The following is a 21,190-nucleotide window of genomic DNA, read 5'->3' as shown; positions in this document are numbered from 1 at the left end:
CATGCCGGGCGAACCCGGCCTACAAAACCAAAATTTTCAATACGTCATATCAGTTGCCCGATGAGCTTGCACTATCGGGCATTTCAGGCACTGGCTTACTCGCCCTGCGTCGCGCTTTCAATCGTCAGACGGACATCAGAGGTAATTAGATCGGCAAGCATCTGATATATCTTCATCGTTTCTGCCGGTTCGGCATCGCCCGTATCACTGATATAACCCTCATCCCGTAGCGTCAACACGAGTGAACTGAACACCGCTTTGTCGAAAAACTCCGGCGCGTTAATACCGTGCAGGACAGACAGACGTTGCGCCACGGTACGGCTTTCTTTCTCCAGCGTACTGCGGTTGATGGACGGATTGGCGCTCAACAGCCAGAACGTAATGGCATAACGCTGTAGCGTTTCGCGCGCGCCTGCCGCCAGCAGCTGCAGCGTACGGGAATGCGTCGGGTTGATATGCAGTTCATCATCCTGCAGGGTAATTAGCCCCTGACGCTGCATTTCACTGGCCAGCGCGTCAATGACCGAGGCTAACTCCTCGCGCTCCCAGCGCAGGAACAGCTCCGCTTTTAACATCGGATAGAGCGCTTCAACATGCTGCTGCAACGCATCACGCGAAATGCGACGATGCTGGGTGATAATCGCCGCCATCAGCGAAGGCATAATCAACATATGCGCGATATTGTTACGATAGTAGGTCATCAACACCGCCTGCTCGCGCGGCAGAATGATGATATCGCCAATGGTGTCTTTCTCGACCTCAAACTTATTCATCTGCAGCGCGTGAGCGATAAGCTCGCCAGCGCTGGCGGCAGGAACGGTTGAGTCTGTGGAATAAGGGACATTGCGCATCAGATCGAGATAGCAATCAAGCTGCTCGGTGAGTTGCTCGCGGGTGAGCGAGCGCTGACGCGACGCTAACAGCGCGGTACAACACAGGTTCATCGCGTTTGCCGCGCCAGCGTTGTTAATACGCACCATCAGATCGGCGGCGATACTATTTACCGTCGGCGTCAGCCAGGCTGGGCGTATGGCCTCTATAGGGTCGATAGATTCGCGCCACTCCGGCACATGCTGGTTCAGGTACGTCATGAGCGGCATCGGTTCGCCAAAGTTAACGTAGCCCTGACCCAGATTGCGCAGCTTGCTCAAGCCTTTCAGCATCTGCGGCAGGCTCTCTTTCTCTTTTGTCGCGCCGCGCAGTTCTTTCGCATAGGTGCCCACTTCCATGACGTGCTCATAGCCGATGTAAATAGGCACTAACGTAATTGGACGGGTACCGCCGCGCAGCATCGCCTGGATAGTCATCGACAGGGTGCCGGTTTTCGGGTCTAACAAACGTCCGGTACGCGAACGTCCTCCTTCGACAAAATACTCAACCGAGTAACCGCGGCTGAACAGCTCGCCCAGGTATTCGCGAAAGACGGTGGAATAGAGTTTATTCCCCTTAAAGGTGCGACGAATAAAGAACGCGCCCAGACGACGGAAAATCGGGCCAGCGGGCCAGAAATTAAGGTTAATACCGGCGGCAATGTGCGGCGGAACCAGTCCCTGATGGTACAGCACATAAGAAAGGAGCAAGTAGTCCATATGGCTGCGGTGACAGGGTACATAGACGATTTCATGCCCGTCGTGCGCCAGTTGGCGTACGCGCTCGGCGTTATGCACGTTAATTCCCTGGTAAAGACGGTTCCAGGTAAACCCCAAAATCCTGTCGGTCAAACGAATCATCTCGTAAGAGAAGTTCGCCGCGATCTCTTCCATCAGCGCAATGGCGTTTTGCTGCGCTTTTTCATGAGAGATTTTCTTACTGCGCGCTTCGTCTTCTACTGCGCGGGCGATCGCTTTCGAGGCCAGCAGTTTGTTAAACAGATCCTGACGGGCGGGCAGGCGTGGGCCAACCGCCGCCAGGCGCTGGCGAGCAAAGTGCATACGCGCCACGCGAGCCAGCTTCTGCGCGATGATTTTATCGGTGCCGTGTTCATCAGCCATGCGACGCAATGAGACGGACGGCGAGAATCGGACAAAGCTATCGCGACCCAGCCAGGAGATGGCAAAGAATTTCTGTACGCCGTTCAGCATACGTAAAGGCGGGTTATCTTCTCCCTTTTCACGACCCGGCGCGCGGCCAAACATCACGGAAACGGGCACCATCTGCACGTCCAAAGCCGGATTACTCCGATGCAGATCGAGATAATCGTGAAAAAGTTTCACCGACTCTTCTTTTGGCGTGTAATAGGTAAAGACACGCGGTCCGCCGTGAATAAATACATAGCGTGGCAGCAGCGCGCCGTCGATCTCCAGCGGCTCCAGCGGATCCGGGAGATCGTGCGCCAGACATTGCGCCCGCAGCGTCAGTAAGTCCGCTTTTGAGTTGTATGGCAAGACATACATAATGGGGCGAGAAGTATCGAGCCCCAATTCCTGGGCGGGTTCCGCCGGAATAGACTTGCTTTTTACCAGTATGCTTAATGGTAAATTCAGTAATTTGTAGTAAATTCGTGGCCAGCCGGACATAAACGATGTAAAGCCTCTGGTTAATAATGCAAATGCGGTGCAAGGATATCAGAAAGTTTAGCGAATTTCTGTTGTATCCCGTCATACTTCGCGCTGCGTTACGGCAGTCCGAATCGTGCAGGGCAACCGTATAATGTCATTGACGTTAATAATGTAAAAAGGTTCTTTTGATGGCCAATAATACCACTGGATTCACCAGAATTATCAAAGCGGCAGGATATTCCTGGAAAGGATTTCGCGCCGCATGGACTCACGAAGCGGCGTTTCGCCAGGAAAGTATCGCGGTATTGCTGGGCGTCATCATCGCCTGCTGGCTGGATGTGGATGCGATTACCCGTGTGTTATTGATAGGTTCCGTTTTACTTATCATGATTGTTGAAATCCTCAACAGCGCTATTGAAGCGGTCGTGGACCGCATCGGTTCTGAATACCATGAGCTTTCCGGCCGTGCGAAAGATATGGGATCGGCTGCGGTGCTACTGTCTATTTTCGTTGCCCTGATGACCTGGGGCATCCTGTTATGGTCACATTTTCGATAAAGGTTCCAAATTTTATAAATCTCTTGTTTTTTGCGCCGTTTGTGGTTCCAAAATCACCTTTAACTGTATATACTCACAGCATGACTGTATATACACCCAGGGGGCGGAATGAAAGCGTTAACGGCCAGGCAACAAGAGGTGTTTGATCTCATCCGGGATCACATCAGCCAGACAGGTATGCCACCGACGCGTGCGGAAATCGCGCAGCGTTTGGGGTTCCGTTCCCCAAACGCGGCGGAAGAACACCTTAAAGCGCTGGCGCGCAAAGGGGTGCTTGAAATCGTTTCCGGCGCATCGCGAGGTATCCGTCTGTTACAGGAAGAAGAGGACGGATTACCGCTTGTTGGGCGTGTCGCGGCGGGTGAACCGCTTCTGGCGCAGCAGCATATTGAAGGCCATTACCAGGTCGATCCTTCACTGTTCAAACCCAGCGCCGATTTCCTGCTGCGCGTGAGCGGTATGTCGATGAAAGACATCGGTATTATGGATGGGGATTTGCTGGCGGTACATAAAACGCAGGACGTCCGTAATGGCCAGGTGGTTGTCGCTCGCATTGACGATGAAGTGACAGTAAAACGCCTGAAAAAGCAGGGCAATAAAGTGGAGCTGCTGCCGGAAAACAGCGAGTTTACACCGATAGTGGTGGATCTGCGCGAACAAAGCTTTACGATTGAAGGGTTGGCGGTAGGCGTCATTCGCAACGGGGAATGGTTGTAATCTCTTTTTAATCTCCTTGTAAGCCGTCATCCGGCAATCGTGCAGCCTGATGGCGCTGCGCTTATCAGGCCTACGGGAATGCAGTTCCTGAGATGATTAATTTGTAGGCCGGATAAGGCGTTACGTCGCCATCCGGCAATGCGCTCGTTTCGTTTAACTCCTTGTCAGGCTTTTCTCCATGCCGCTTTTTACCTCCTCTGATAAAGCTCTCTGGCGTCTCGCGCTGCCGATGATTTTTTCTAACATCACCGTCCCCTTACTGGGGCTGGTCGATACGGCGGTGATTGGTCATCTGGACAGCCCGGTTTTCCTGGGCGGCGTGGCGGTGGGCGCGACTGCCACCAGCTTTCTTTTCATGCTGCTGCTATTTCTACGTATGAGCACCACCGGCCTAACGGCGCAGGCATTTGGCGCCAAAAATCCGCAGGCGTTAGCCCGGGCGCTCATTCAACCGTTATTGCTGGCGCTGGGCGCAGGCGTGATGATTGTGCTATTTCGCACGCCGCTTATCGAGCTGGCTTTACATATTGTCGGCGGGAACGACGCTGTCCTGGTGCAGGCGAGACGCTTCCTTGAAATTCGTTGGCTAAGCGCTCCCGCGTCACTGGCGAATCTGGTGCTGCTCGGTTGGCTGTTAGGCGTTCAGTATGCGCGGGCGCCGGTTATCTTGTTGGTCGTGGGCAATATCCTCAACATCGCGCTCGACCTGTGGCTGGTGATGGGGCTTCATATGAACGTGCAGGGCGCCGCCCTGGCGACGGTCATCGCAGAATATGCCACGTTACTGATCGGCTTTATGATGGTACGTAAAGTTCTCCATCTCCGCGGTGTGTCGCTGGATATGCTAAAACAGGCCTGGCGCGGCAATGTGCGCCGCCTTTTGGCGCTCAATCGCGATATCATGCTGCGCTCATTGCTCCTTCAGCTTTGTTTTGGCGCAATCACGGTGTCAGGCGCGCGGCTGGGCAGCGATATTATCGCGGTAAATGCAGTCCTGATGACCTTACTCACCTTTACGGCCTATGCGCTGGACGGTTTTGCTTATGCGGTGGAGGCGCACTCCGGTCAGGCTTACGGCGCGCGTGACGGTAGCAAGCTACTGGACGTCTGGCGAGCGGCGTGTCGTCAGTCAGGAATTGTGGCCTTGTTGTTTTCTACAGTCTATGCCCTGGCAGGCGAACATATTGTCGCGTTACTGACCTCATTGCCGCAAATACAGCTACTGGCGGATCGGTATCTTATCTGGCAGGTGGTATTACCGCTGGTGGGCGTATGGTGCTATCTGCTCGATGGTATGTTTATTGGCGCGACGCGCGCTGCCGAAATGCGCAATAGCATGGCTGTCGCCGCGGGAGGATTCGCGCTGACGCTCTTCGCCCTGCCGGTATTAGGAAATCATGGTTTATGGCTGGCATTAACCGTGTTCCTGGCGCTTCGCGGTCTGTCGTTGAGCCTTATCTGGCGTCGTCACTGGCGCGAGGGTACATGGTTTGCCAGATCGTGACGGTTAAAAATTCTGAATATAAAACCGAAGGCCGAATTCCTGCCTACAATTATTATCACGTCCAGCAGAAATTGCAGTGCATTTGGGCGAATAACACCTGCTATTCCTAACCGAATGATGAGGACAAGATGATGAATAAAGACGAAGCCGGCGGTAACTGGAAACAGTTTAAAGGTAAAATGAAAGAACAATGGGGCAAACTGACCGATGACGATATGACCGTTATCGAAGGTAAACGCGACCAACTGGTAGGTAAAATCCAGGAGCGTTACGGTTACCAGAAAGATCAGGCGGAAAAAGAGGTTGTTGACTGGGAAACCCGTAACAACTATCGCTGGTAATATGTTTTCCCCTACCAGGAGTACATGGATGTGCTTCCCACTGTTTGCTTATGAATGCGGGCGTGCCCCTCTCTACTGCCGCCCGTTTTTCCGTTCAGGCTAACGCGGTTTTTTCTTCACCAGCACCGAGTGATCGTGACCACAGTCGCCCGGATGGCGACACGCTTCCACTTCTACGCACGCAGGGCACAGACCGTGCGCCTCAATAACGTTATGTCGTAGCGCAAAGCCCATTTTAGCCGCCAGAGTATGCATGATGTCTTCCACGCCCTCGGCACACTCTTCCTTCACCACGCCACAACGATCGCAGATAAACATGGCCGAGCTGTGCGTCGGCTGGTCGAACAGGTGGCAAACCACATAACTATTGGTGGATTCCACTTTATGGACAAAACCCTGTTCGAGCAAAAAATCCAGCGCGCGGTAAATGGTGGGCGGTTTGGCCTGTGGTTCCGTTTCGCGCAGCAAATCGAGCAAATCGTATGCGCTGATGGCACCCTGTTGCAGACTCATCAGGCGCAGCACTTCGAGGCGCTGAGGCGTCAGGCGCACGTTGCGCTGCGCGCAGAGTTTTTCAGCTTGCGCCAGTAACTCTTGCGTTGTGGTCTTTTCCATGTAGCACCTCGAATGGCATGAAAGTCTAATCCGCTACTTTACCACGAGCTGCTTAAAACTCTGAAATTACCCCGCGACAATATATCGCCTGCTAAGCTTTTCCGCGCCAGTATTCTCATCTATACATAATGAGGGTCGATATTATAACAACAGGATTTAACATCACTATTTCACAGCAATAGTTCGCCTCTGTCCGGTAAGGCGTGGCGGAGGGATTACTTCACCTGATAATAAGATGGGCTAACTGTGAACAAAAACGTCAAACTTTCACTGATTGCTATCGCGGTCTCGCTTTTTATGGCAAAGCAGGCGAGCGCCGCCAATACCTGGACGGAAGCGCGTAATGACGCAATGGGCGGGACGGGCGTCGCGTCCGCGAATTATGGCAGCGGAGTACTGTTAAATCCGGCGTTACTGGCAAAAGCCAAACCGGAAGACAATATCACTGTTGTCCTTCCTGCGGTCGGCGTCCAGATTACGGATAAAGACAATCTCCAGGATGAAATTGACGATATCAGCGATAAAGTGGATTACTACGATGAGGTCGTCGATAACCTTACGCTGGGGCAAATTCTGCTCAATCCGCGAGGCGTGCTGAATCAATTTCAGGGCGCCGCGCGCGACCTGGCCGATGAGCTGGAATATCTCAACGGAAAAACTGCCCGCGCCAATGCCGGCGCCGGGTTGGCGGTAAGTATTCCAGGGCAAACGCTTTCCGTGGCGTTTATCGCCAAAGGTTATGCGCATGGGCGCGTGAGTTCGTCCATTGATCAGAACGATATTCAGTATTTGCGCGATATCCAGCATGATGAACGTGTCGCGCTTCGTGAAGCAGGACGCGCTGCTTTGCTGGGGTCTGACGAAATTACAAAGCATTTAAACTCTACCGCGTCGGGGCGGGTAGCGATTGTATCTGACTACGGTATTGCGCTGGCGAAGCAGTTTGTGGTGGGCGAGGTGCCTGTTTCCATTGGCGTTACGCCAAAACTGCAAAAAACCTGGCTCTATAACTACACCACCTCAATTTATAACTACGACAGTAGCGACTGGAATAGCAGCCGTTATCGCAATGACGATACGGGTTTTAACATTGATGCGGGGCTTGCTGCCGATATCGGTGAAAACTGGACGTTGGGGCTGAGCGGGCAAAATCTGGTATCTCGCGATATCGATACGAAAGATATTTACATCACTAATGGTATGACGGGAGAAACCACCAACTACAAAGATACATACCAAATCCGCCCTCTGGTTACCGCGGGCGTCGCATGGCATAACGATTTGCTGACCGTAAGCGCCGATGGTGATCTGACGGAAACGAAAGGCTTTAAGAGCGAAGACAATTCACAGTACGTTGGCGTCGGCGCTGAAGTTCGACCGTTGTCATGGCTGGCGGTGCGCGCAGGGTATCGTGCGGATGTGAAAAATAACGATAGCAATGTGGTTACCGGCGGTCTTGGCTTTGCGCCCTTTAACCGTGTGCATCTCGACTTAATGGGACTGTACGGCGAAGATGAAACCTGGGGGGCTGGCGCGCAGCTTACGATGACATTCTGAGGCGTTTTCACCGGAGGCGCTACGCCTCCGGTTTAGCGTTATGCTATAGTGACGCCCCTTTTTTAACCGGATGCTTATTTATTCGCCATGCAGCCTGAAACCCAGTCCTCCGCTTTTCCTGCTTATCGCTTCTCCATCGCGCCTATGCTCGACTGGACGGACAGACATTGCCGCTATTTCCTGCGTTTGCTGTCTCGCCAGACGCTGCTCTACACCGAAATGGTGACCACGGGCGCGATTATTCACGGTAAGGGTGACTATCTGGCTTACAGCGAAGAAGAGCATCCGGTCGCTCTACAGCTTGGTGGAAGCGATCCGGCTCAGCTTGCGCATTGTGCAAAGCTGGCGGAAGCGCGTGGCTACGATGAAATTAACCTCAACGTGGGGTGCCCCTCCGATCGTGTGCAAAATGGTATGTTTGGCGCCTGTTTGATGGGCAATGCGCAACTGGTCGCCGATTGTGTTAAAGCCATGCGTGATGTCGTCTCGATTCCGGTAACGGTAAAAACCCGCATTGGTATTGACGATCAGGACAGTTATGCGTTTCTGTGTGATTTCATCGATACGGTTTCCGGTCGGGGCGAATGCGAGATGTTTATTATCCATGCGCGCAAAGCCTGGCTTTCTGGCTTAAGCCCGAAAGAAAATCGTGAGATCCCGCCGCTGGATTACCCGCGCGTATACCAGCTAAAGCGGGATTTTCCGCACCTGACCATGTCCATTAACGGCGGCATCAAATCGCTGGAAGAGGCGAAGGAACACCTGCGCCATATGGATGGCGTCATGGTTGGCCGCGAAGCTTATCAGAATCCGGGTATACTGGCCGCGGTAGATCGGGAGATTTTCGGCGCCGATACCACCGATGCCGACCCGGTTACGGTGGTTCGCGCGATGTATCCCTATATTGAGCGTGAATTGAGCCAGGGAGCGTATCTGGGGCATATCATTCGCCATATGCTGGGGTTGTTCCAGGGCATCCCCGGCGCGCGGCAGTGGCGTCGCTATCTGAGCGAAAACGCCCATAAAGCTGGCGCGGATGTTGCTGTACTGGAGCAGGCGCTAAAACTGGTAGCAGACAAGCGTTAAAAGTTCGCCAAAAATTAGTCAATCTCACCACGCTCTGTGCAGTCTTGCAGGGCGTTTTCTTTATATATCAAAAACATAAATATTGGCATGATTTTTGTAATAGCTTACCTGACCAAACCCGGTAAGCGCCGTGCCGCCGGGCAATGCCATCTTTATGGGGAGCGACTATGCTGGAACTACTTTTTGTGCTTGGCTTTTTTCTGATGTTAATGGTGACGGGCGTCTCCTTGCTGGGCATTCTGGCCGCGCTGGTTGTAGCGACTGCCGTCATGTTCCTGGGTGGAATGTTCGCCCTGATGATCAAGCTGTTACCGTGGCTACTGCTGGCGGTGGCTGTGGTGTGGGTGATCAAAGCAGTAAAAACGCCAAAAATCCCACAGTATCAGCGCAATAACCGTCGGTTTTACTAAGGTATTGAGCGGTTCGTCACAACCTGGAACTTTGCCCTCACAAGCAAATAGGAATCGATTATTAAATCTGTCATGATTGCGCAGGTAACGAATTCATCGCGCTGTACCCTACATACAGCCGAACAAAAAAGAAAGGGCTTCCCGGGTGGAAGCCCAATTTCTTTGCAGAGCTATTACGGAATCAGCAGGCTTGAGCCCTGTGTGGCCCGGCTTTCCAGCACTTCATGCGCGCGACGGGCATCTTTTAACGCATAGCGTTGATTTTCAGCCACATCAACTTTAATCACGCCGCTGGCGATCAATGAGAACAATTCATTGCTGGCTTCGGTCAGTTCTTCACGCGTCGTAATATACCCCTGTAGTGAAGGTCGCGTGGCATACAGGGAACCTTTCTGATTCAGAATACCTAAATTCACGCCAGTGACGGGGCCGGACGCATTGCCGAAACTGACCATCAGTCCCCGACGTTGCAGGCAGTCCAGTGAGGCTTCCCAGGTATCTTTCCCCACGGAGTCATAGACCACGCGGACTTTTTTGCCGCCGGTGATCTCTTTTACCCGTTCGACAATGCTCTCCTCACGGTAATTAATTACCTGCCAGGCACCGGCGTCCAGCGCCCGCTGCGCTTTTTGCGCGCTACCGACGGTACCGATAAGCTTCGCGCCCAGCGCTTTTGCCCATTGGCAGGCGATCAGACCGACGCCGCCCGCAGCGGCATGAAACAGGAAGGGTTCGTCGGGTTTCACTTCATAGGTTTTGCGCAACAGGTAAAAAACGGTCAACCCCTTGAGAAAAGAGGCTGCCGCCTGTTCGAAGGAAATGGCGTCAGGTAAAATCGCGGCTTTATCTGCGGGGACGTTATGGACGGAACTGTAAGCGCCGAGCGTTGACTGCGCGTAGACGACGCGATCGCCCACGCGAATGTGCTCCACGCCGTTGCCGACTTTACTGACCACACCCGCAGCTTCGGTTCCCAGGCCCGCAGGCAACGACGGGGGCGGATAGAGTCCGCTACGGATATAGGTGTCGATGAAGTTGATACCAATGGCTTTGTTCTCAACCTGGATTTCGTGTTCCGCCGGTTCCGCTGGCGTAAACTCCACGGTCTGAAGCACTTCCGGACCACCATGCTTGTGAAATTCAATACGCGTTGCCATGCTTCCTCCAAAAGAAATGTGGTAATCTTTCGACCCAATCACTATCTCGGTAACTCCATTCACTATGGCAGGAAATAAACCCTTCAACAAACCACAGACTGATGCCCGCGACCGCGATCCGCAGGTTGCCGGGATAAAAGTGCCGCCGCACTCGATTGAAGCGGAACAGTCGGTGTTGGGCGGTTTAATGCTGGATAACGAGCGCTGGGACGATGTGGCCGAGCGCGTGGTGGCGGAAGATTTCTATACCCGCCCGCATCGCCATATCTTTACGGAGATGGGGCGCTTGCAGGAAAGCGGCAGTCCTATCGACCTGATTACGCTCGCGGAATCGCTGGAGCGGCAGGGCCAACTGGACAGCGTCGGCGGTTTCGCCTATCTGGCGGAGCTGTCTAAAAACACGCCAAGCGCGGCGAATATCAGTGCTTATGCGGACATTGTGCGCGAACGCGCCGTGGTCCGCGATATGATCGCGGTGGCGCATGAAATTGCGGACGCCGGTTACGATCCACAGGGGCGCAATAGCGACGAACTGCTGGATCTGGCGGAGTCGCGCGTCTTCCAGATCGCGGAAAACCGGGCCAACAAAGACGAAGGTCCGAAAAGCATCGACCAGATTCTCGACGCCACCGTGGCGCGTATTGAGCAGTTGTTCCAGCAACCGCACGATGGCGTTACAGGCGTGGATACCGGCTATCAGGACCTCAATAAAAAGACGGCAGGGTTACAGCGTTCGGATTTGATTATCGTCGCGGCGCGCCCCTCCATGGGTAAAACCACTTTTGCGATGAACCTCTGCGAAAATGCGGCGATGTTGCAGGATAAACCGGTACTGATCTTTAGTCTGGAGATGCCCGGCGAACAGATCATGATGCGTATGCTGGCCTCGCTGTCCCGCGTCGATCAGACACGTATTCGTACCGGTCAACTCGATGATGAAGACTGGGCGCGAATCTCCGGCACGATGGGCATTCTGCTGGAGAAACGCAATATGTATATTGACGACTCCTCAGGTCTTACGCCGACAGAAGTCCGTTCGCGCGCGCGGCGTATTTTCCGCGAACATGGCGGGTTAAGTCTGATTATGATCGACTACCTGCAATTGATGCGCGTGCCGTCGCTTTCTGATAACCGTACTCTGGAAATCGCCGAAATTTCTCGCTCGTTGAAAGCGCTGGCGAAGGAACTCCAGGTGCCGGTCGTGGCGCTATCGCAGCTTAACCGCTCTCTGGAACAACGCGCAGATAAACGTCCGGTGAACTCCGACCTGCGTGAATCCGGCTCTATTGAACAGGATGCCGACTTAATTATGTTTATCTACCGTGATGAGGTTTATCACGAGAACAGCGACTTAAAAGGCATTGCTGAAATTATTATTGGTAAGCAACGTAACGGTCCTATCGGTACGGTTCGTCTGACGTTCAATGGTCAGTGGTCGCGCTTCGATAACTATGCGGGACCGCAATACGATGATGAGTAACTCTCCGTCATTCTGTTAACAAGGAATTCAAATGCAAGCGGCAACAGTCGTCATTAACCGCCGCGCTCTGCGACACAACCTGCAACGTCTGCGTGAACTGGCGCCTGCCAGTAAGCTGGTTGCGGTGGTGAAAGCGAACGCTTATGGACACGGTCTTCTGGAGACCGCGCGAACGCTCCCTGATGCTGACGCTTTTGGCGTGGCGCGTCTTGAAGAGGCTCTACGTCTGCGAGCGGGCGGGATCACGCAGCCTATCCTGCTGCTGGAGGGTTTTTTCGACGCCGCCGATCTGCCGACCATTTCCGCGCAATGTCTGCATACCGCCGTACATAATCAAGAGCAGCTTGCCGCCCTGGAGGCGGTGGAGCTGGCGGAGCCGGTAACGGTCTGGATGAAACTGGATACCGGTATGCATCGTCTCGGCGTGCGTCCCGAAGAGGCGGAAGCGTTCTACCAGCGTCTGACGCACTGTAAAAATGTACGCCAGCCGGTGAATATCGTCAGCCATTTTGCCCGTGCGGATGAGCCGGAATGCGGCGCTACCGAACATCAGCTCGACATTTTTAATGCCTTCTGTCAGGGTAAACCCGGGCAGCGCTCTATTGCCGCGTCTGGCGGTATCCTGCTGTGGCCGCAGTCTCACTTTGACTGGGCGCGTCCGGGCATTATTTTGTATGGCGTATCGCCGCTGGAGCACAAACCCTGGGGGCCGGATTTTGGTTTTCAGCCGGTGATGTCCTTAACCTCCAGTTTGATCGCGGTGCGTGACCACAAAGCGGGCGAACCGGTGGGCTACGGCGGGACATGGGTGAGTGAGCGCGACACGCGCCTGGGCGTGGTGGCGATGGGTTATGGCGATGGCTACCCACGAGCGGCGCCTTCCGGTACGCCAGTACTGGTCAATGGTCGTGAAGTTCCGATTGTCGGGCGGGTGGCGATGGATATGATTTGCGTGGATTTGGGGCCAAACGCGCAGGATAACGCGGGCGATCCGGTGGTCTTATGGGGTGAAGGTCTGCCGGTTGAACGTATCGCTGAAATGACAAAAGTAAGTGCTTACGAACTTATCACGCGCCTGACCTCAAGGGTGGCGATGAAGTATATTGATTAAATACGCGGCAGGCCGGGTGGCGCCTGCGCTTATCCGGCTTGTATCGCGCATTGGCTGTAGGCCGGATAAGACGTTCACGCCGCTATCCGGTAATATGCGCATCCACCACAACATCCTCTCGATCTTCTCGTCCTTCCGGTTTATTGTGTTATTTCCTGCCCTCTGTAAACCTGGAGAACCATCGCGTGTTTCAAAAAGTTGACGCCTATGCCGGCGATCCGATTCTTTCACTGATGGAGCGTTTTAAAGACGACTCCCGTCACGACAAAGTAAATCTGAGCATTGGCCTGTATTACAACGAAGACGGGATTATCCCACAGCTCAAAACGGTGGCCGAAGCCGAAGCCCGGCTTAACGCGCAGCCGCATGGCGCTTCGCTGTACCTGCCGATGGAAGGACTCAATACTTATCGCCATACTATCGCGCCTTTGCTCTTTGGCGCCGATCACCCGGTTCTTCAGCAACAGCGCGTGGCCACTATCCAGACATTAGGCGGTTCCGGCGCGCTGAAAGTGGGCGCGGATTTCCTTAAGCGTTATTTCCCCGACGCAGGCGTATGGGTGAGCGACCCCACCTGGGAAAACCATATTGCGATATTTGCCGGGGCAGGATTCGAAGTGAGTACTTACCCCTGGTATGACGACGCGACTAACGGCATCCGTTTTAACGATCTGCTGGCCACGCTGAATACGTTACCTGCGCGCAGTATCGTGTTGCTGCACCCCTGTTGTCACAACCCGACCGGGGCGGATTTAACGCCTTCGCAATGGGATGCGGTGATTGAAATAGTGAAAGCGCGCGATCTGATTCCGTTCCTTGATATTGCCTATCAGGGGTTTGGCGCAGGCATGGACGAGGATGCTTACGCTATTCGCGCCATTGCCAGCGCTGGGTTACCTGCGTTAGTCAGTAATTCTTTTTCGAAGATTTTCTCGCTGTACGGCGAGCGCGTCGGCGGCCTGTCCGTGGTGTGTGAAGATGCTGAAATCGCCGCGCGGGTTCTGGGACAGCTAAAAGCGACGGTGCGCCGAATTTACTCCAGTCCGCCGTGTTTCGGCGCTCAGGTGGTCGCTACGGTCCTGGGCGATGAGGCGTTAAAAGCGGGCTGGCTGGCGGAAGTCGACGCGATGCGTAACCGCATTATATCGATGCGCCAGACGCTGGTGAAGGAGCTGAAGGCGGAGATGCCTGACCGCAACTTTGATTACTTGTTACAGCAGCGCGGTATGTTCAGCTATACCGGGTTAAGCGAGGAGCAGGTCGAGCGGTTGCGCGATGAGTTTGGCGTTTACCTGATTGCCAGTGGCCGCATGTGTGTCGCCGGGCTTAATGCTTCAAATGTACACCGCGTGGCGAAGGCATTTGCCGCTGTCATGTAATATTCAGGCCGGACGGCGATAACAGTGCCCTCCGGCCTGACAATAGCTGTTGTGATCATCCTCTTTTTTCGTAACAAAACCGCAGATAATCCTTCCTTTTGACCGTTACTGGCGTTATGGTCAGATAGTTTTTTGAGCAAAGACTCATCTTAATAATTATAATATTTTGAATTTTAAGGGAAAACTATGAAAAAAATAACCCTGGCGCTGAGTGCCGTCTGTTTGTTGTTTACGCTAAACCATTCCGCGAATGCGTTAGTATCTTCCCCTTCGACACTCAATCCGGGCACTAATGTTGCAAAACTCGCGGAACAAGCACCTGTCCATTGGGTCTCTGTCGCCCAGATTGAAAACAGCCTCACCGGACGCCCGCCGATGGCGGTCGGCTTTGATATTGACGACACCGTGTTATTTTCCAGCCCCGGATTCTGGCGCGGAAAGAAAACCTACTCCCCGGACAGCGACGATTATCTGAAAAATCCGGCCTTTTGGGAAAAAATGAACAACGGCTGGGATGAGTTCAGTATTCCAAAAGAAGTGGCCCGACAGCTCATTGATATGCATGTTCGCCGTGGCGACAGTATTTACTTTGTCACTGGTCGTAGTCAGACGAAAACGGAAACCGTGTCGAAAACGCTGGCGGATAACTTCCATATTCCGGCGGCGAATATGAATCCGGTGATTTTCGCCGGCGATAAACCGGAACAAAATACGAAAGTACAGTGGCTGCAGGAGAAGAACATGCGTATCTTCTACGGCGATTCGGATAACGATATTACCGCGGCTCGTGATTGTGGTATCCGCGGTATTCGCATCCTGCGCGCGGCTAACTCCACCTACAAACCGCTGCCGCAGGCAGGAGCGTTTGGCGAGGAAGTCATTGTCAACTCGGAGTACTAAAAATCAGGAGAGCGACAGGCTCTCCTTTTTTGCATGATTTTTGCACAAACTTGCCCCGCTGGCTTTTACCTTTTCCAGACTTGCTGCACACTATTCAGGAGACGTTTGTTTTTAGGAAGGAGCAGCCTATGTGGTATCAGCGCACCATTACACTGAGCGAGAAGCCGCGCGGGTTTCATCTGATAACAGATGAAATTACCGATAAATTGTCTGGCTTACCGCCTGTCGAAACGGGTTTGCTGCATCTGTTGTTGCTACATACCTCGGCCTCGCTGACGTTAAACGAAAACTGCGATCCTACCGTGCGCGCTGACATGGAGCGCCATTTCCTGAAAACCGTTCCCGATAATGCGGCGTATGAACATGACTACGAAGGCGCGGATGACATGCCTTCGCATATTAAGTCGTCAGTATTGGGCGTCTCGTTGCTGCTGCCTGTACGCCAGGGGCGTTTACAGTTAGGAACATGGCAAGGTATCTGGTTGGGAGAACACCGTATTCACGGCGGTCCACGTAAAATCATCGCGACACTACAAGGGGAATGATAATGACCATTTCGGAATTACTGCAATACTGCATGGCAAAACCTGGCGCAGAGCAGAGCGTTCACAGCGACTGGAAAGCGACGCAAATTAAAGTGGAAGATGTACTTTTCGCGATGGTAAAAGAAGTTGAAGGACGCCCGGCAGCCTCTCTCAAAACCAGCCCGGAACTGGCAGAGTTGTTACGCCAGCAGCACAGCGATGTACGACCGAGTCGGCACCTTAATAAAGCGCACTGGAGCACGGTCTATCTGGACGGCTCGCTGCCGGATTCACAACTCTATTATCTGGTCGATGCCTCTTATCAACAGGCGGTAAATGCGCTGCCGGAAGATAAACGCAAGCAGTTGCCGCAGTCCTGATTATAGCGCGCCGACCAACAACGCCAGGGCGATATCAATGAGGCGGATGACCGTAGACCGGATACGGCTGCCAAGGGCGATTTGCGCATTATTGGCGCGTAGCCTGGCGAGGTCCCGCTGTCCTTCCAGCAGAATAATCATATCATCGTCGTCCAGCCAGCCGCGAGCATGTTCCTGAAGCGCGCGGGCGATAAACGCGGCGGACTCGCGGATACCGTCGTCGCTGTCTTCTCTTGCCTGCTTATACGTCTGGATAAACTCGGCAATCGCCGAGGACGCTACAGGGTGTTCGGCCTGGGCGGTGGTTATCAGGTAATGTATTTCGTTAATAGACGCCATTTTCTTCTCCCTGAGTGCAGCGGGCGCCCCAATGCAGACACTCACCCTGTATGGCTAATTTCCAGACCTGATTATTTTGCTGTTGGTATCTCTCTGCCTGGATGTGAGTAAGTGGTTGCTTACGTTGCATAACCCGCGCATAAAGACGCAAATAGTGATTTTTCAGCAGCGCCAGATTATCGAGTCGGTGTTTATCCCCACCCTGACAGGCGACCCGCTCAGCCTGAAAAAATGTCTGACGGATATCGCGGTCATCCTTGAGCAGTGTCTCTTTTTGCCACGGTATTCGCGCCGCGTCCTGCAGGAAGCGGGTTGAGCGCGCTTGTAATAGCGTCAGTTGTTGAAAAGCCACGGCGCTAAAGCGGTCAGGCAGCGTACAGGCGGATAAAAACAGGCACAGCAGTAGTGTGATTGCGTAGGGCAACTTCATGGTGTTTTCCATAACAGACCGTTTGCGCTATCACATGTCAGAGCGAGGCGGCACGCAAATCACAAATGCTCAACACGGATACAATGAGGTGGGATGAGGAAAAATGATGCCGCTTCCCGGCGAATCGGAAAGCGGCGTGAAGGTTATTTGAGCATAGGTTTAAGGAAGCGGGCAGTATGCGACGCCTCGCACTCCGCCACGGTTTCCGGCGTACCGGCGACGAGAATTTCGCCGCCGCCGCTGCCGCCTTCCGGGCCGAGGTCGACAATCCAGTCCGCCGTTTTAATGACGTCCAGGTTGTGTTCGATCACCACGATGGTGTTGCCCTGATCGCGTAACTGATGCAGAACGTCAAGCAACTGCTGAATATCGGCAAAGTGCAGGCCGGTGGTCGGCTCGTCGAGAATATACAGCGTCTGCCCGGTGCCGCGCTTCGACAGTTCGCGCGCCAGCTTCACGCGCTGGGCCTCGCCGCCGGAAAGCGTTGTCGCCGACTGACCAAGACGGATATAGGTCAGCCCTACGTCCATCAGCGTCTGCAGCTTACGCGCCAGCGCCGGAACCGCATCAAAGAACTCACGCGCTTCTTCAATGGTCATATCCAGCACTTCGTGGATGGTCTTGCCTTTGTACTTAATCTCCAGCGTTTCCCGGTTATAGCGCTTGCCTTTGCACTGGTCGCACGGCACGTAAATATCCGGCAGAAAGTGCATTTCGACTTTAATGACGCCATCGCCCTGGCACGCTTCGCAGCGACCGCCGCGCACGTTGAAGCTGAATCGCCCTGGCGTGTAGCCGCGCGAGCGAGACTCCGGCACGCCAGCAAAAAGCTCACGAACCGGGGTAAAGACGCCCGTATAGGTCGCCGGGTTGGAACGCGGGGTGCGCCCGATTGGGCTCTGGTCGATATCGATCACTTTATCGAAATGTTCCAGCCCCTGAATATCCCGATACGGCGCCGGTTCGGCGATAGTCGCCCCGTTTAACTGACGCTGGGCGATGGGGAACAGCGTGTCGTTAATCAGCGTCGATTTACCGGAACCCGAGACGCCGGTGATACAGGTAAACAGCCCTACCGGTAGCGTAAGGGTCACATCTTTCAGGTTGTTGCCGCGCGCGCCGGTGAGTTTGAGCACTTTTTCTGGATTTGCCGGCACGCGTTGTTTCGGCACTTCAATTTTGCGTTTACCGCTCATGTACTGGCCGGTCAGCGATTCCGGTACCGCCATAATGGCTTCCAGCGGGCCTTCCGCCACCACCTCGCCGCCGTGAACGCCCGCGCCGGGGCCAATATCGATCACATGGTCGGCGGCGCGGATGGCGTCTTCATCGTGTTCCACCACAATCACGGTATTGCCAAGATTGCGCAGATGAATCAGCGTACCCAGCAGCCGTTCGTTATCGCGCTGGTGCAGACCGATGGACGGCTCATCCAGCACATACATCACGCCGACTAACCCGGCGCCTATCTGGCTCGCCAGACGAATACGCTGGGCTTCGCCGCCGGAAAGCGTCTCTGCCGAGCGGGAGAGCGTGAGATAGTTCAGGCCGACGTTCACCAGAAACTTGAGGCGATCGCCGATCTCTTTTAGCACTTTTTCGGCGATTTTCGCCCGTTGCCCGGAAAGCTTGAGATTAGTGAAAAAATCCATCGCATGGCCAATGCTCATATCGGAAATAGCAGGCAGCGGCGTATTTTCCACAAATACATGGCGCGCTTCGCGATTCAGTCGCGTTCCTTCACAGCTGGCGCAGGGGCGATTACTGATGAATTTCGCCAGCTCTTCGCGCACCGCGCTGGATTCCGTCTCTTTATAACGGCGCTCCATATTATGCAGCACGCCTTCGAACGGATGGCGGCGCACGGAGGTATCGCCGCGATCGTTCATATATTTAAATTCGATGTTCTCTTTGCCGGAACCGTACAGCACGACTTTGTGTACGTTGGCGCTGAGGCTTGCCCACGGCGCATCCACGTCGAACTTATAGTGTTCCGCCAGCGACTTGAGCATTTGAAAGTAGTAAAAATTGCGACGATCCCAACCACGAATCGCGCCGCCTGCCAGCGACAGGTCGGGATTCTGGATCACGCGGTCCGGATCGAAATATTGCTGAACGCCGAGGCCGTCACAGGTCGGGCAGGCGCCTGCCGGGTTGTTGAACGAGAACAGACGCGGTTCCAGCTCGCGCATACTGTAGCCGCAAATCGGACAGGCAAAATTGGCGGAGAACAGAAGCTCCTCCGCTTTCTCATCGTCCATATCGGCAACAACCGCCGTGCCGCCGGATAATTCCAGCGCCGTTTCGAACGACTCCGCCAGGCGTTGGGAAAGATCGTTGCGAACTTTGAAGCGATCGATCACCACCTCAATGGTATGTTTCTTTTGCAGCTCCAGCTTCGGCGGATCGGAGAGATCGCAAACTTCGCCGTCAATACGGGCGCGAATGTAACCCTGGCTTGCCAGATTTTCCAGCGTTTTGGTGTGTTCGCCTTTACGCTCTTTAATAATCGGCGCCAGCAGCATCAGACGTTTGCCTTCCGGCTGTGACAGCACGTTATCGACCATCTGGCTAACGGTTTGCGCCGCCAGCGGCACGTCATGATCCGGACAACGCGGCTCGCCCACGCGGGCAAACAGCAGGCGCAGGTAGTCGTGGATCTCGGTAATAGTACCCACCGTAGAGCGCGGGTTGTGCGATGTCGATTTCTGTTCAATTGAGATCGCGGGCGATAGCCCCTCAATATGGTCGACATCCGGTTTTTCCATGAGCGACAAAAACTGCCGCGCGTAAGCGGAGAGCGATTCAACGTAACGACGCTGCCCTTCGGCATACAGAGTGTCGAAAGCCAGTGAGGATTTGCCTGAACCCGAAAGCCCGGTCACGACAATCAGTTTGTCGCGGGGGATGACGAGGTTAATATTTTTGAGATTATGGGTGCGGGCGCCCCGAACTTCGATCTTATCCATTCACCTTTCCCGGTAGAGACTCGGATGCCTGGTTTGTTTGAAGGACAAACGGCAGAAACGGCTAATTATGACACAATTTAACCTGTTTGAATATACAGTATTGGAATGCATCTTCAGCTAAAGTATGCAACAATATGAGGTTCGCGCGAGTGACCTGGAACCTGCATCGCAGCTATTAAAATGCTACGTGGAAATGGTACACTCACGCGTTTACACTATTTATGAAACGTATTCAGGAGACTCAATTATGGCCAGCAGAGGCGTAAACAAGGTGATTCTCGTTGGTAATCTGGGCCAGGACCCGGAAGTACGCTATATGCCGAGTGGCGGCGCTGTCGCCAACTTAACGCTGGCTACTTCTGAATCCTGGCGCGATAAGCAGACCGGCGAAATGAAAGAGCAGACTGAATGGCACCGGGTGGTGATGTTCGGCAAACTGGCGGAAGTGGCCGGCGAATATCTGCGTAAAGGTTCTCAGGTGTATATCGAAGGTCAATTGCGTACCCGCAAGTGGACCGATCAGAGTGGCCAGGAACGCTATACGACTGAAATTAACGTTCCGCAGATCGGCGGCGTGATGCAGATGCTGGGTGGTCGCCAGGGCGGCGGCGCACCGGCAGGCGGTCAGCAGCAGGGGGGTTGGGGTCAACCGCAACAACCTCAGCAGCCGCAGGGCGGCAACCAGTTCAGCGGCGGCGCGCAGTCGCGTCCACAGCAATCCGCGCCAGCGCCGTCTAACGAACCGCCAATGGATTTTGACGACGACATTCCGTTCTGATTTTTGGTAAAAAACTCAAAGCGTTATTTGCATTTTCGCTATAGTTCTCGTCTGCTGAAATGCCTGGTGTAAACCAGGCATTTTCTTACCTGGTATTATTGTCTTTGTATCCCTTTCAAAAAAGAGAAGCGCATATCTTACGGAAAAATGTCGCTTATCGCCTCTGGCCGACTCGCCTCGGCACATCATTATCCAGCCGAAGTTCATAAATGTACTGCAATAACCCGGATTGTCTTAAATATGAAAGAGAAATCTCATCTGCAAAATATATAATTTATAGCCATTTTTTGACAACAAAAAGATATTATAAAATAACGGTAGAGAAGGGGCGGTATTATCAATAGTTAATTAAATGTTTGCTTTAGCTTGTGATGAGCTCAAATATGATATGTGTATCTTGCTTTATTTTTAATTGCTGAAGATAAAATTGTTACTTATAGCTGGCTTTATATAAAAAA

21 protein-coding genes are annotated in these 21,190 nt (G+C 53.6%); 15 read left to right on the top strand and 6 right to left on the bottom strand.

Features of this window, described 5'->3' with window-relative positions; genetic code table 11:
- Positions 1 to 95: 95 nt before the first annotated feature.
- Positions 96 to 2,516: a glycerol-3-phosphate 1-O-acyltransferase PlsB gene (gene plsB, locus J4617_RS12925; RefSeq protein ID WP_000017360.1), complete on the bottom strand. Its 2,421-nt coding sequence runs from the start codon at positions 2,514 to 2,516 to the stop codon at positions 96 to 98.
- Positions 2,517 to 2,686: 170 nt separating this feature from the next.
- On the opposite strand from plsB, the gene J4617_RS12920 reads away from it, so the two are divergent.
- The 5 genes from J4617_RS12920 (at position 2,687) to J4617_RS12900 (ending at position 5,617) form a co-directional block, all read left to right on the top strand.
- Entirely contained in the window at positions 2,687 to 3,055 is a 369-nt protein-coding gene (locus tag J4617_RS12920) for a diacylglycerol kinase (protein WP_000002900.1), read from the top strand.
- 108 nt (positions 3,056 to 3,163) lie between these two features.
- Positions 3,164 to 3,772: a transcriptional repressor LexA gene (gene lexA / locus J4617_RS12915; protein ID WP_000646079.1), complete on the top strand. Its 609-nt coding sequence runs from the start codon at positions 3,164 to 3,166 to the stop codon at positions 3,770 to 3,772.
- A 178-nt stretch (positions 3,773 to 3,950) separates the two neighbouring features.
- Positions 3,951 to 5,276, top strand: coding sequence for an MATE family efflux transporter DinF (dinF, locus tag J4617_RS12910; RefSeq protein ID WP_001128112.1), 1,326 nt, complete (start codon positions 3,951 to 3,953; stop codon positions 5,274 to 5,276).
- Positions 5,273 to 5,386 carry a hypothetical protein gene (locus J4617_RS12905; protein WP_001575282.1) on the top strand — a complete coding sequence of 38 codons (114 nt, stop codon included), beginning with the start codon at positions 5,273 to 5,275 and terminating at the stop codon, positions 5,384 to 5,386. The genes dinF and J4617_RS12905 overlap by 4 nt, the downstream gene beginning before the upstream one ends.
- Before the next feature lie 21 nt (positions 5,387 to 5,407).
- Complete coding sequence (locus J4617_RS12900; RefSeq protein ID WP_001030592.1) at positions 5,408 to 5,617, top strand: CsbD family protein; 210 nt, start codon at positions 5,408 to 5,410, stop codon at positions 5,615 to 5,617.
- Positions 5,618 to 5,716: 99 nt separating this feature from the next.
- On the opposite strand, the gene zur is transcribed toward J4617_RS12900, so the two are convergent.
- Positions 5,717 to 6,232, bottom strand: coding sequence for a zinc uptake transcriptional repressor Zur (gene zur, locus J4617_RS12895; protein WP_000416271.1), 516 nt, complete (start codon positions 6,230 to 6,232; stop codon positions 5,717 to 5,719).
- 246 nt (positions 6,233 to 6,478) lie between these two features.
- Between zur and J4617_RS12890 the strand changes: the two genes are divergently transcribed.
- From J4617_RS12890 to pspG, 3 genes are all read left to right on the top strand, one after another.
- Positions 6,479 to 7,789, top strand: a complete 1,311-nt coding sequence (locus J4617_RS12890; protein ID WP_001039337.1) for a conjugal transfer protein TraF — start codon at positions 6,479 to 6,481, stop codon at positions 7,787 to 7,789.
- A gap of 87 nt (positions 7,790 to 7,876) precedes the next feature.
- Positions 7,877 to 8,875, top strand: coding sequence for a tRNA dihydrouridine(20/20a) synthase DusA (gene dusA, locus J4617_RS12885; RefSeq protein ID WP_017465897.1), 999 nt, complete (start codon positions 7,877 to 7,879; stop codon positions 8,873 to 8,875).
- Between the two features lie 167 nt (positions 8,876 to 9,042).
- Entirely contained in the window at positions 9,043 to 9,285 is a 243-nt protein-coding gene (gene pspG, locus J4617_RS12880) for an envelope stress response protein PspG (protein ID WP_000891414.1), read from the top strand.
- 173 nt (positions 9,286 to 9,458) lie between these two features.
- Here the strand turns inward: pspG and J4617_RS12875 are convergent, their stop codons facing one another.
- Entirely contained in the window at positions 9,459 to 10,442 is a 984-nt protein-coding gene (locus tag J4617_RS12875; RefSeq protein ID WP_000235550.1) for a quinone oxidoreductase, read from the bottom strand.
- Between the two features lie 64 nt (positions 10,443 to 10,506).
- On the opposite strand from J4617_RS12875, the gene dnaB reads away from it, so the two are divergent.
- From dnaB to J4617_RS12845, 6 genes are all read left to right on the top strand, one after another.
- Positions 10,507 to 11,922: a replicative DNA helicase gene (dnaB, locus tag J4617_RS12870; protein ID WP_000918353.1), complete on the top strand. Its 1,416-nt coding sequence runs from the start codon at positions 10,507 to 10,509 to the stop codon at positions 11,920 to 11,922.
- 31 nt (positions 11,923 to 11,953) lie between these two features.
- Positions 11,954 to 13,033 (top strand): alanine racemase, encoded by a 1,080-nt coding sequence (gene alr, locus J4617_RS12865; RefSeq protein WP_001147297.1) that lies wholly within the window; start codon positions 11,954 to 11,956, stop codon positions 13,031 to 13,033.
- 185 nt (positions 13,034 to 13,218) lie between these two features.
- Positions 13,219 to 14,412, top strand: coding sequence for an aromatic amino acid transaminase (gene tyrB / locus J4617_RS12860; protein ID WP_000486910.1), 1,194 nt, complete (start codon positions 13,219 to 13,221; stop codon positions 14,410 to 14,412).
- A 186-nt stretch (positions 14,413 to 14,598) separates the two neighbouring features.
- The gene (aphA, locus tag J4617_RS12855; RefSeq protein ID WP_000724435.1) at positions 14,599 to 15,312 is read left to right on the top strand and encodes an acid phosphatase AphA; all 714 of its coding nucleotides are present in this window, start codon (positions 14,599 to 14,601) and stop codon (positions 15,310 to 15,312) included.
- Between the two features lie 128 nt (positions 15,313 to 15,440).
- The gene (locus tag J4617_RS12850) at positions 15,441 to 15,857 is read left to right on the top strand and encodes a secondary thiamine-phosphate synthase enzyme YjbQ (protein ID WP_000270393.1); all 417 of its coding nucleotides are present in this window, start codon (positions 15,441 to 15,443) and stop codon (positions 15,855 to 15,857) included.
- 2 nt (positions 15,858 to 15,859) lie between these two features.
- Positions 15,860 to 16,216 carry an MmcQ/YjbR family DNA-binding protein gene (locus J4617_RS12845; protein ID WP_000155665.1) on the top strand — a complete coding sequence of 119 codons (357 nt, stop codon included), beginning with the start codon at positions 15,860 to 15,862 and terminating at the stop codon, positions 16,214 to 16,216.
- On the opposite strand, the gene J4617_RS12840 is transcribed toward J4617_RS12845, so the two are convergent.
- The 3 genes from J4617_RS12840 to uvrA all read right to left on the bottom strand — a co-directional run bounded on the left by J4617_RS12840 (position 16,217) and on the right by uvrA (position 19,954).
- Positions 16,217 to 16,555 carry a hypothetical protein gene (locus J4617_RS12840; RefSeq protein WP_000146595.1) on the bottom strand — a complete coding sequence of 113 codons (339 nt, stop codon included), beginning with the start codon at positions 16,553 to 16,555 and terminating at the stop codon, positions 16,217 to 16,219.
- Positions 16,542 to 16,997 (bottom strand): hypothetical protein, encoded by a 456-nt coding sequence (locus tag J4617_RS12835; RefSeq protein ID WP_000432210.1) that lies wholly within the window; start codon positions 16,995 to 16,997, stop codon positions 16,542 to 16,544. The genes J4617_RS12840 and J4617_RS12835 overlap by 14 nt, the downstream gene beginning before the upstream one ends.
- Before the next feature lie 131 nt (positions 16,998 to 17,128).
- Entirely contained in the window at positions 17,129 to 19,954 is a 2,826-nt protein-coding gene (gene uvrA, locus J4617_RS12830; RefSeq protein ID WP_000357724.1) for an excinuclease ABC subunit UvrA, read from the bottom strand.
- A gap of 247 nt (positions 19,955 to 20,201) precedes the next feature.
- On the opposite strand from uvrA, the gene ssb1 reads away from it, so the two are divergent.
- Entirely contained in the window at positions 20,202 to 20,732 is a 531-nt protein-coding gene (ssb1, locus tag J4617_RS12825) for a single-stranded DNA-binding protein SSB1 (RefSeq protein ID WP_000168322.1), read from the top strand.
- The last annotated feature ends 458 nt before the right edge of the window (positions 20,733 to 21,190 follow it).

Origin of the sequence: Salmonella sp. 32010601201800023SM (assembly GCF_017572235.1) — a bacterium.
Taxonomy (GTDB): domain Bacteria; phylum Pseudomonadota; class Gammaproteobacteria; order Enterobacterales; family Enterobacteriaceae; genus Salmonella; species Salmonella enterica.
The sequence above is the reverse complement of the archived record's forward strand: the minus strand, read 5'-3'. Positions and strand labels throughout refer to the sequence as shown.

What these genes read in the sequence shown, in the direction of transcription:
- dinF (WP_001128112.1), top strand. Translation starts at nt 3,951, where the DNA reads ATGCCGCTTTTTACCTCCTCTGATAAAGCTCTCTGGCGTCTCGCGCTG.
- plsB (WP_000017360.1), bottom strand. Translation starts at nt 2,516, where the DNA reads ATGTCCGGCTGGCCACGAATTTACTACAAATTACTGAATTTACCATTA.
- J4617_RS12840 (WP_000146595.1), bottom strand. Translation starts at nt 16,555, where the DNA reads ATGGCGTCTATTAACGAAATACATTACCTGATAACCACCGCCCAGGCC.
- J4617_RS12920 (WP_000002900.1), top strand. Translation starts at nt 2,687, where the DNA reads ATGGCCAATAATACCACTGGATTCACCAGAATTATCAAAGCGGCAGGA.
- uvrA (WP_000357724.1), bottom strand. Translation starts at nt 19,954, where the DNA reads ATGGATAAGATCGAAGTTCGGGGCGCCCGCACCCATAATCTCAAAAAT.
- lexA (WP_000646079.1), top strand. Translation starts at nt 3,164, where the DNA reads ATGAAAGCGTTAACGGCCAGGCAACAAGAGGTGTTTGATCTCATCCGG.
- dusA (WP_017465897.1), top strand. Translation starts at nt 7,877, where the DNA reads ATGCAGCCTGAAACCCAGTCCTCCGCTTTTCCTGCTTATCGCTTCTCC.
- ssb1 (WP_000168322.1), top strand. Translation starts at nt 20,202, where the DNA reads ATGGCCAGCAGAGGCGTAAACAAGGTGATTCTCGTTGGTAATCTGGGC.
- J4617_RS12850 (WP_000270393.1), top strand. Translation starts at nt 15,441, where the DNA reads ATGTGGTATCAGCGCACCATTACACTGAGCGAGAAGCCGCGCGGGTTT.
- alr (WP_001147297.1), top strand. Translation starts at nt 11,954, where the DNA reads ATGCAAGCGGCAACAGTCGTCATTAACCGCCGCGCTCTGCGACACAAC.
- zur (WP_000416271.1), bottom strand. Translation starts at nt 6,232, where the DNA reads ATGGAAAAGACCACAACGCAAGAGTTACTGGCGCAAGCTGAAAAACTC.
- J4617_RS12875 (WP_000235550.1), bottom strand. Translation starts at nt 10,442, where the DNA reads ATGGCAACGCGTATTGAATTTCACAAGCATGGTGGTCCGGAAGTGCTT.
- dnaB (WP_000918353.1), top strand. Translation starts at nt 10,507, where the DNA reads ATGGCAGGAAATAAACCCTTCAACAAACCACAGACTGATGCCCGCGAC.
- aphA (WP_000724435.1), top strand. Translation starts at nt 14,599, where the DNA reads ATGAAAAAAATAACCCTGGCGCTGAGTGCCGTCTGTTTGTTGTTTACG.
- pspG (WP_000891414.1), top strand. Translation starts at nt 9,043, where the DNA reads ATGCTGGAACTACTTTTTGTGCTTGGCTTTTTTCTGATGTTAATGGTG.
- J4617_RS12900 (WP_001030592.1), top strand. Translation starts at nt 5,408, where the DNA reads ATGAATAAAGACGAAGCCGGCGGTAACTGGAAACAGTTTAAAGGTAAA.
- J4617_RS12835 (WP_000432210.1), bottom strand. Translation starts at nt 16,997, where the DNA reads ATGGAAAACACCATGAAGTTGCCCTACGCAATCACACTACTGCTGTGC.
- J4617_RS12845 (WP_000155665.1), top strand. Translation starts at nt 15,860, where the DNA reads ATGACCATTTCGGAATTACTGCAATACTGCATGGCAAAACCTGGCGCA.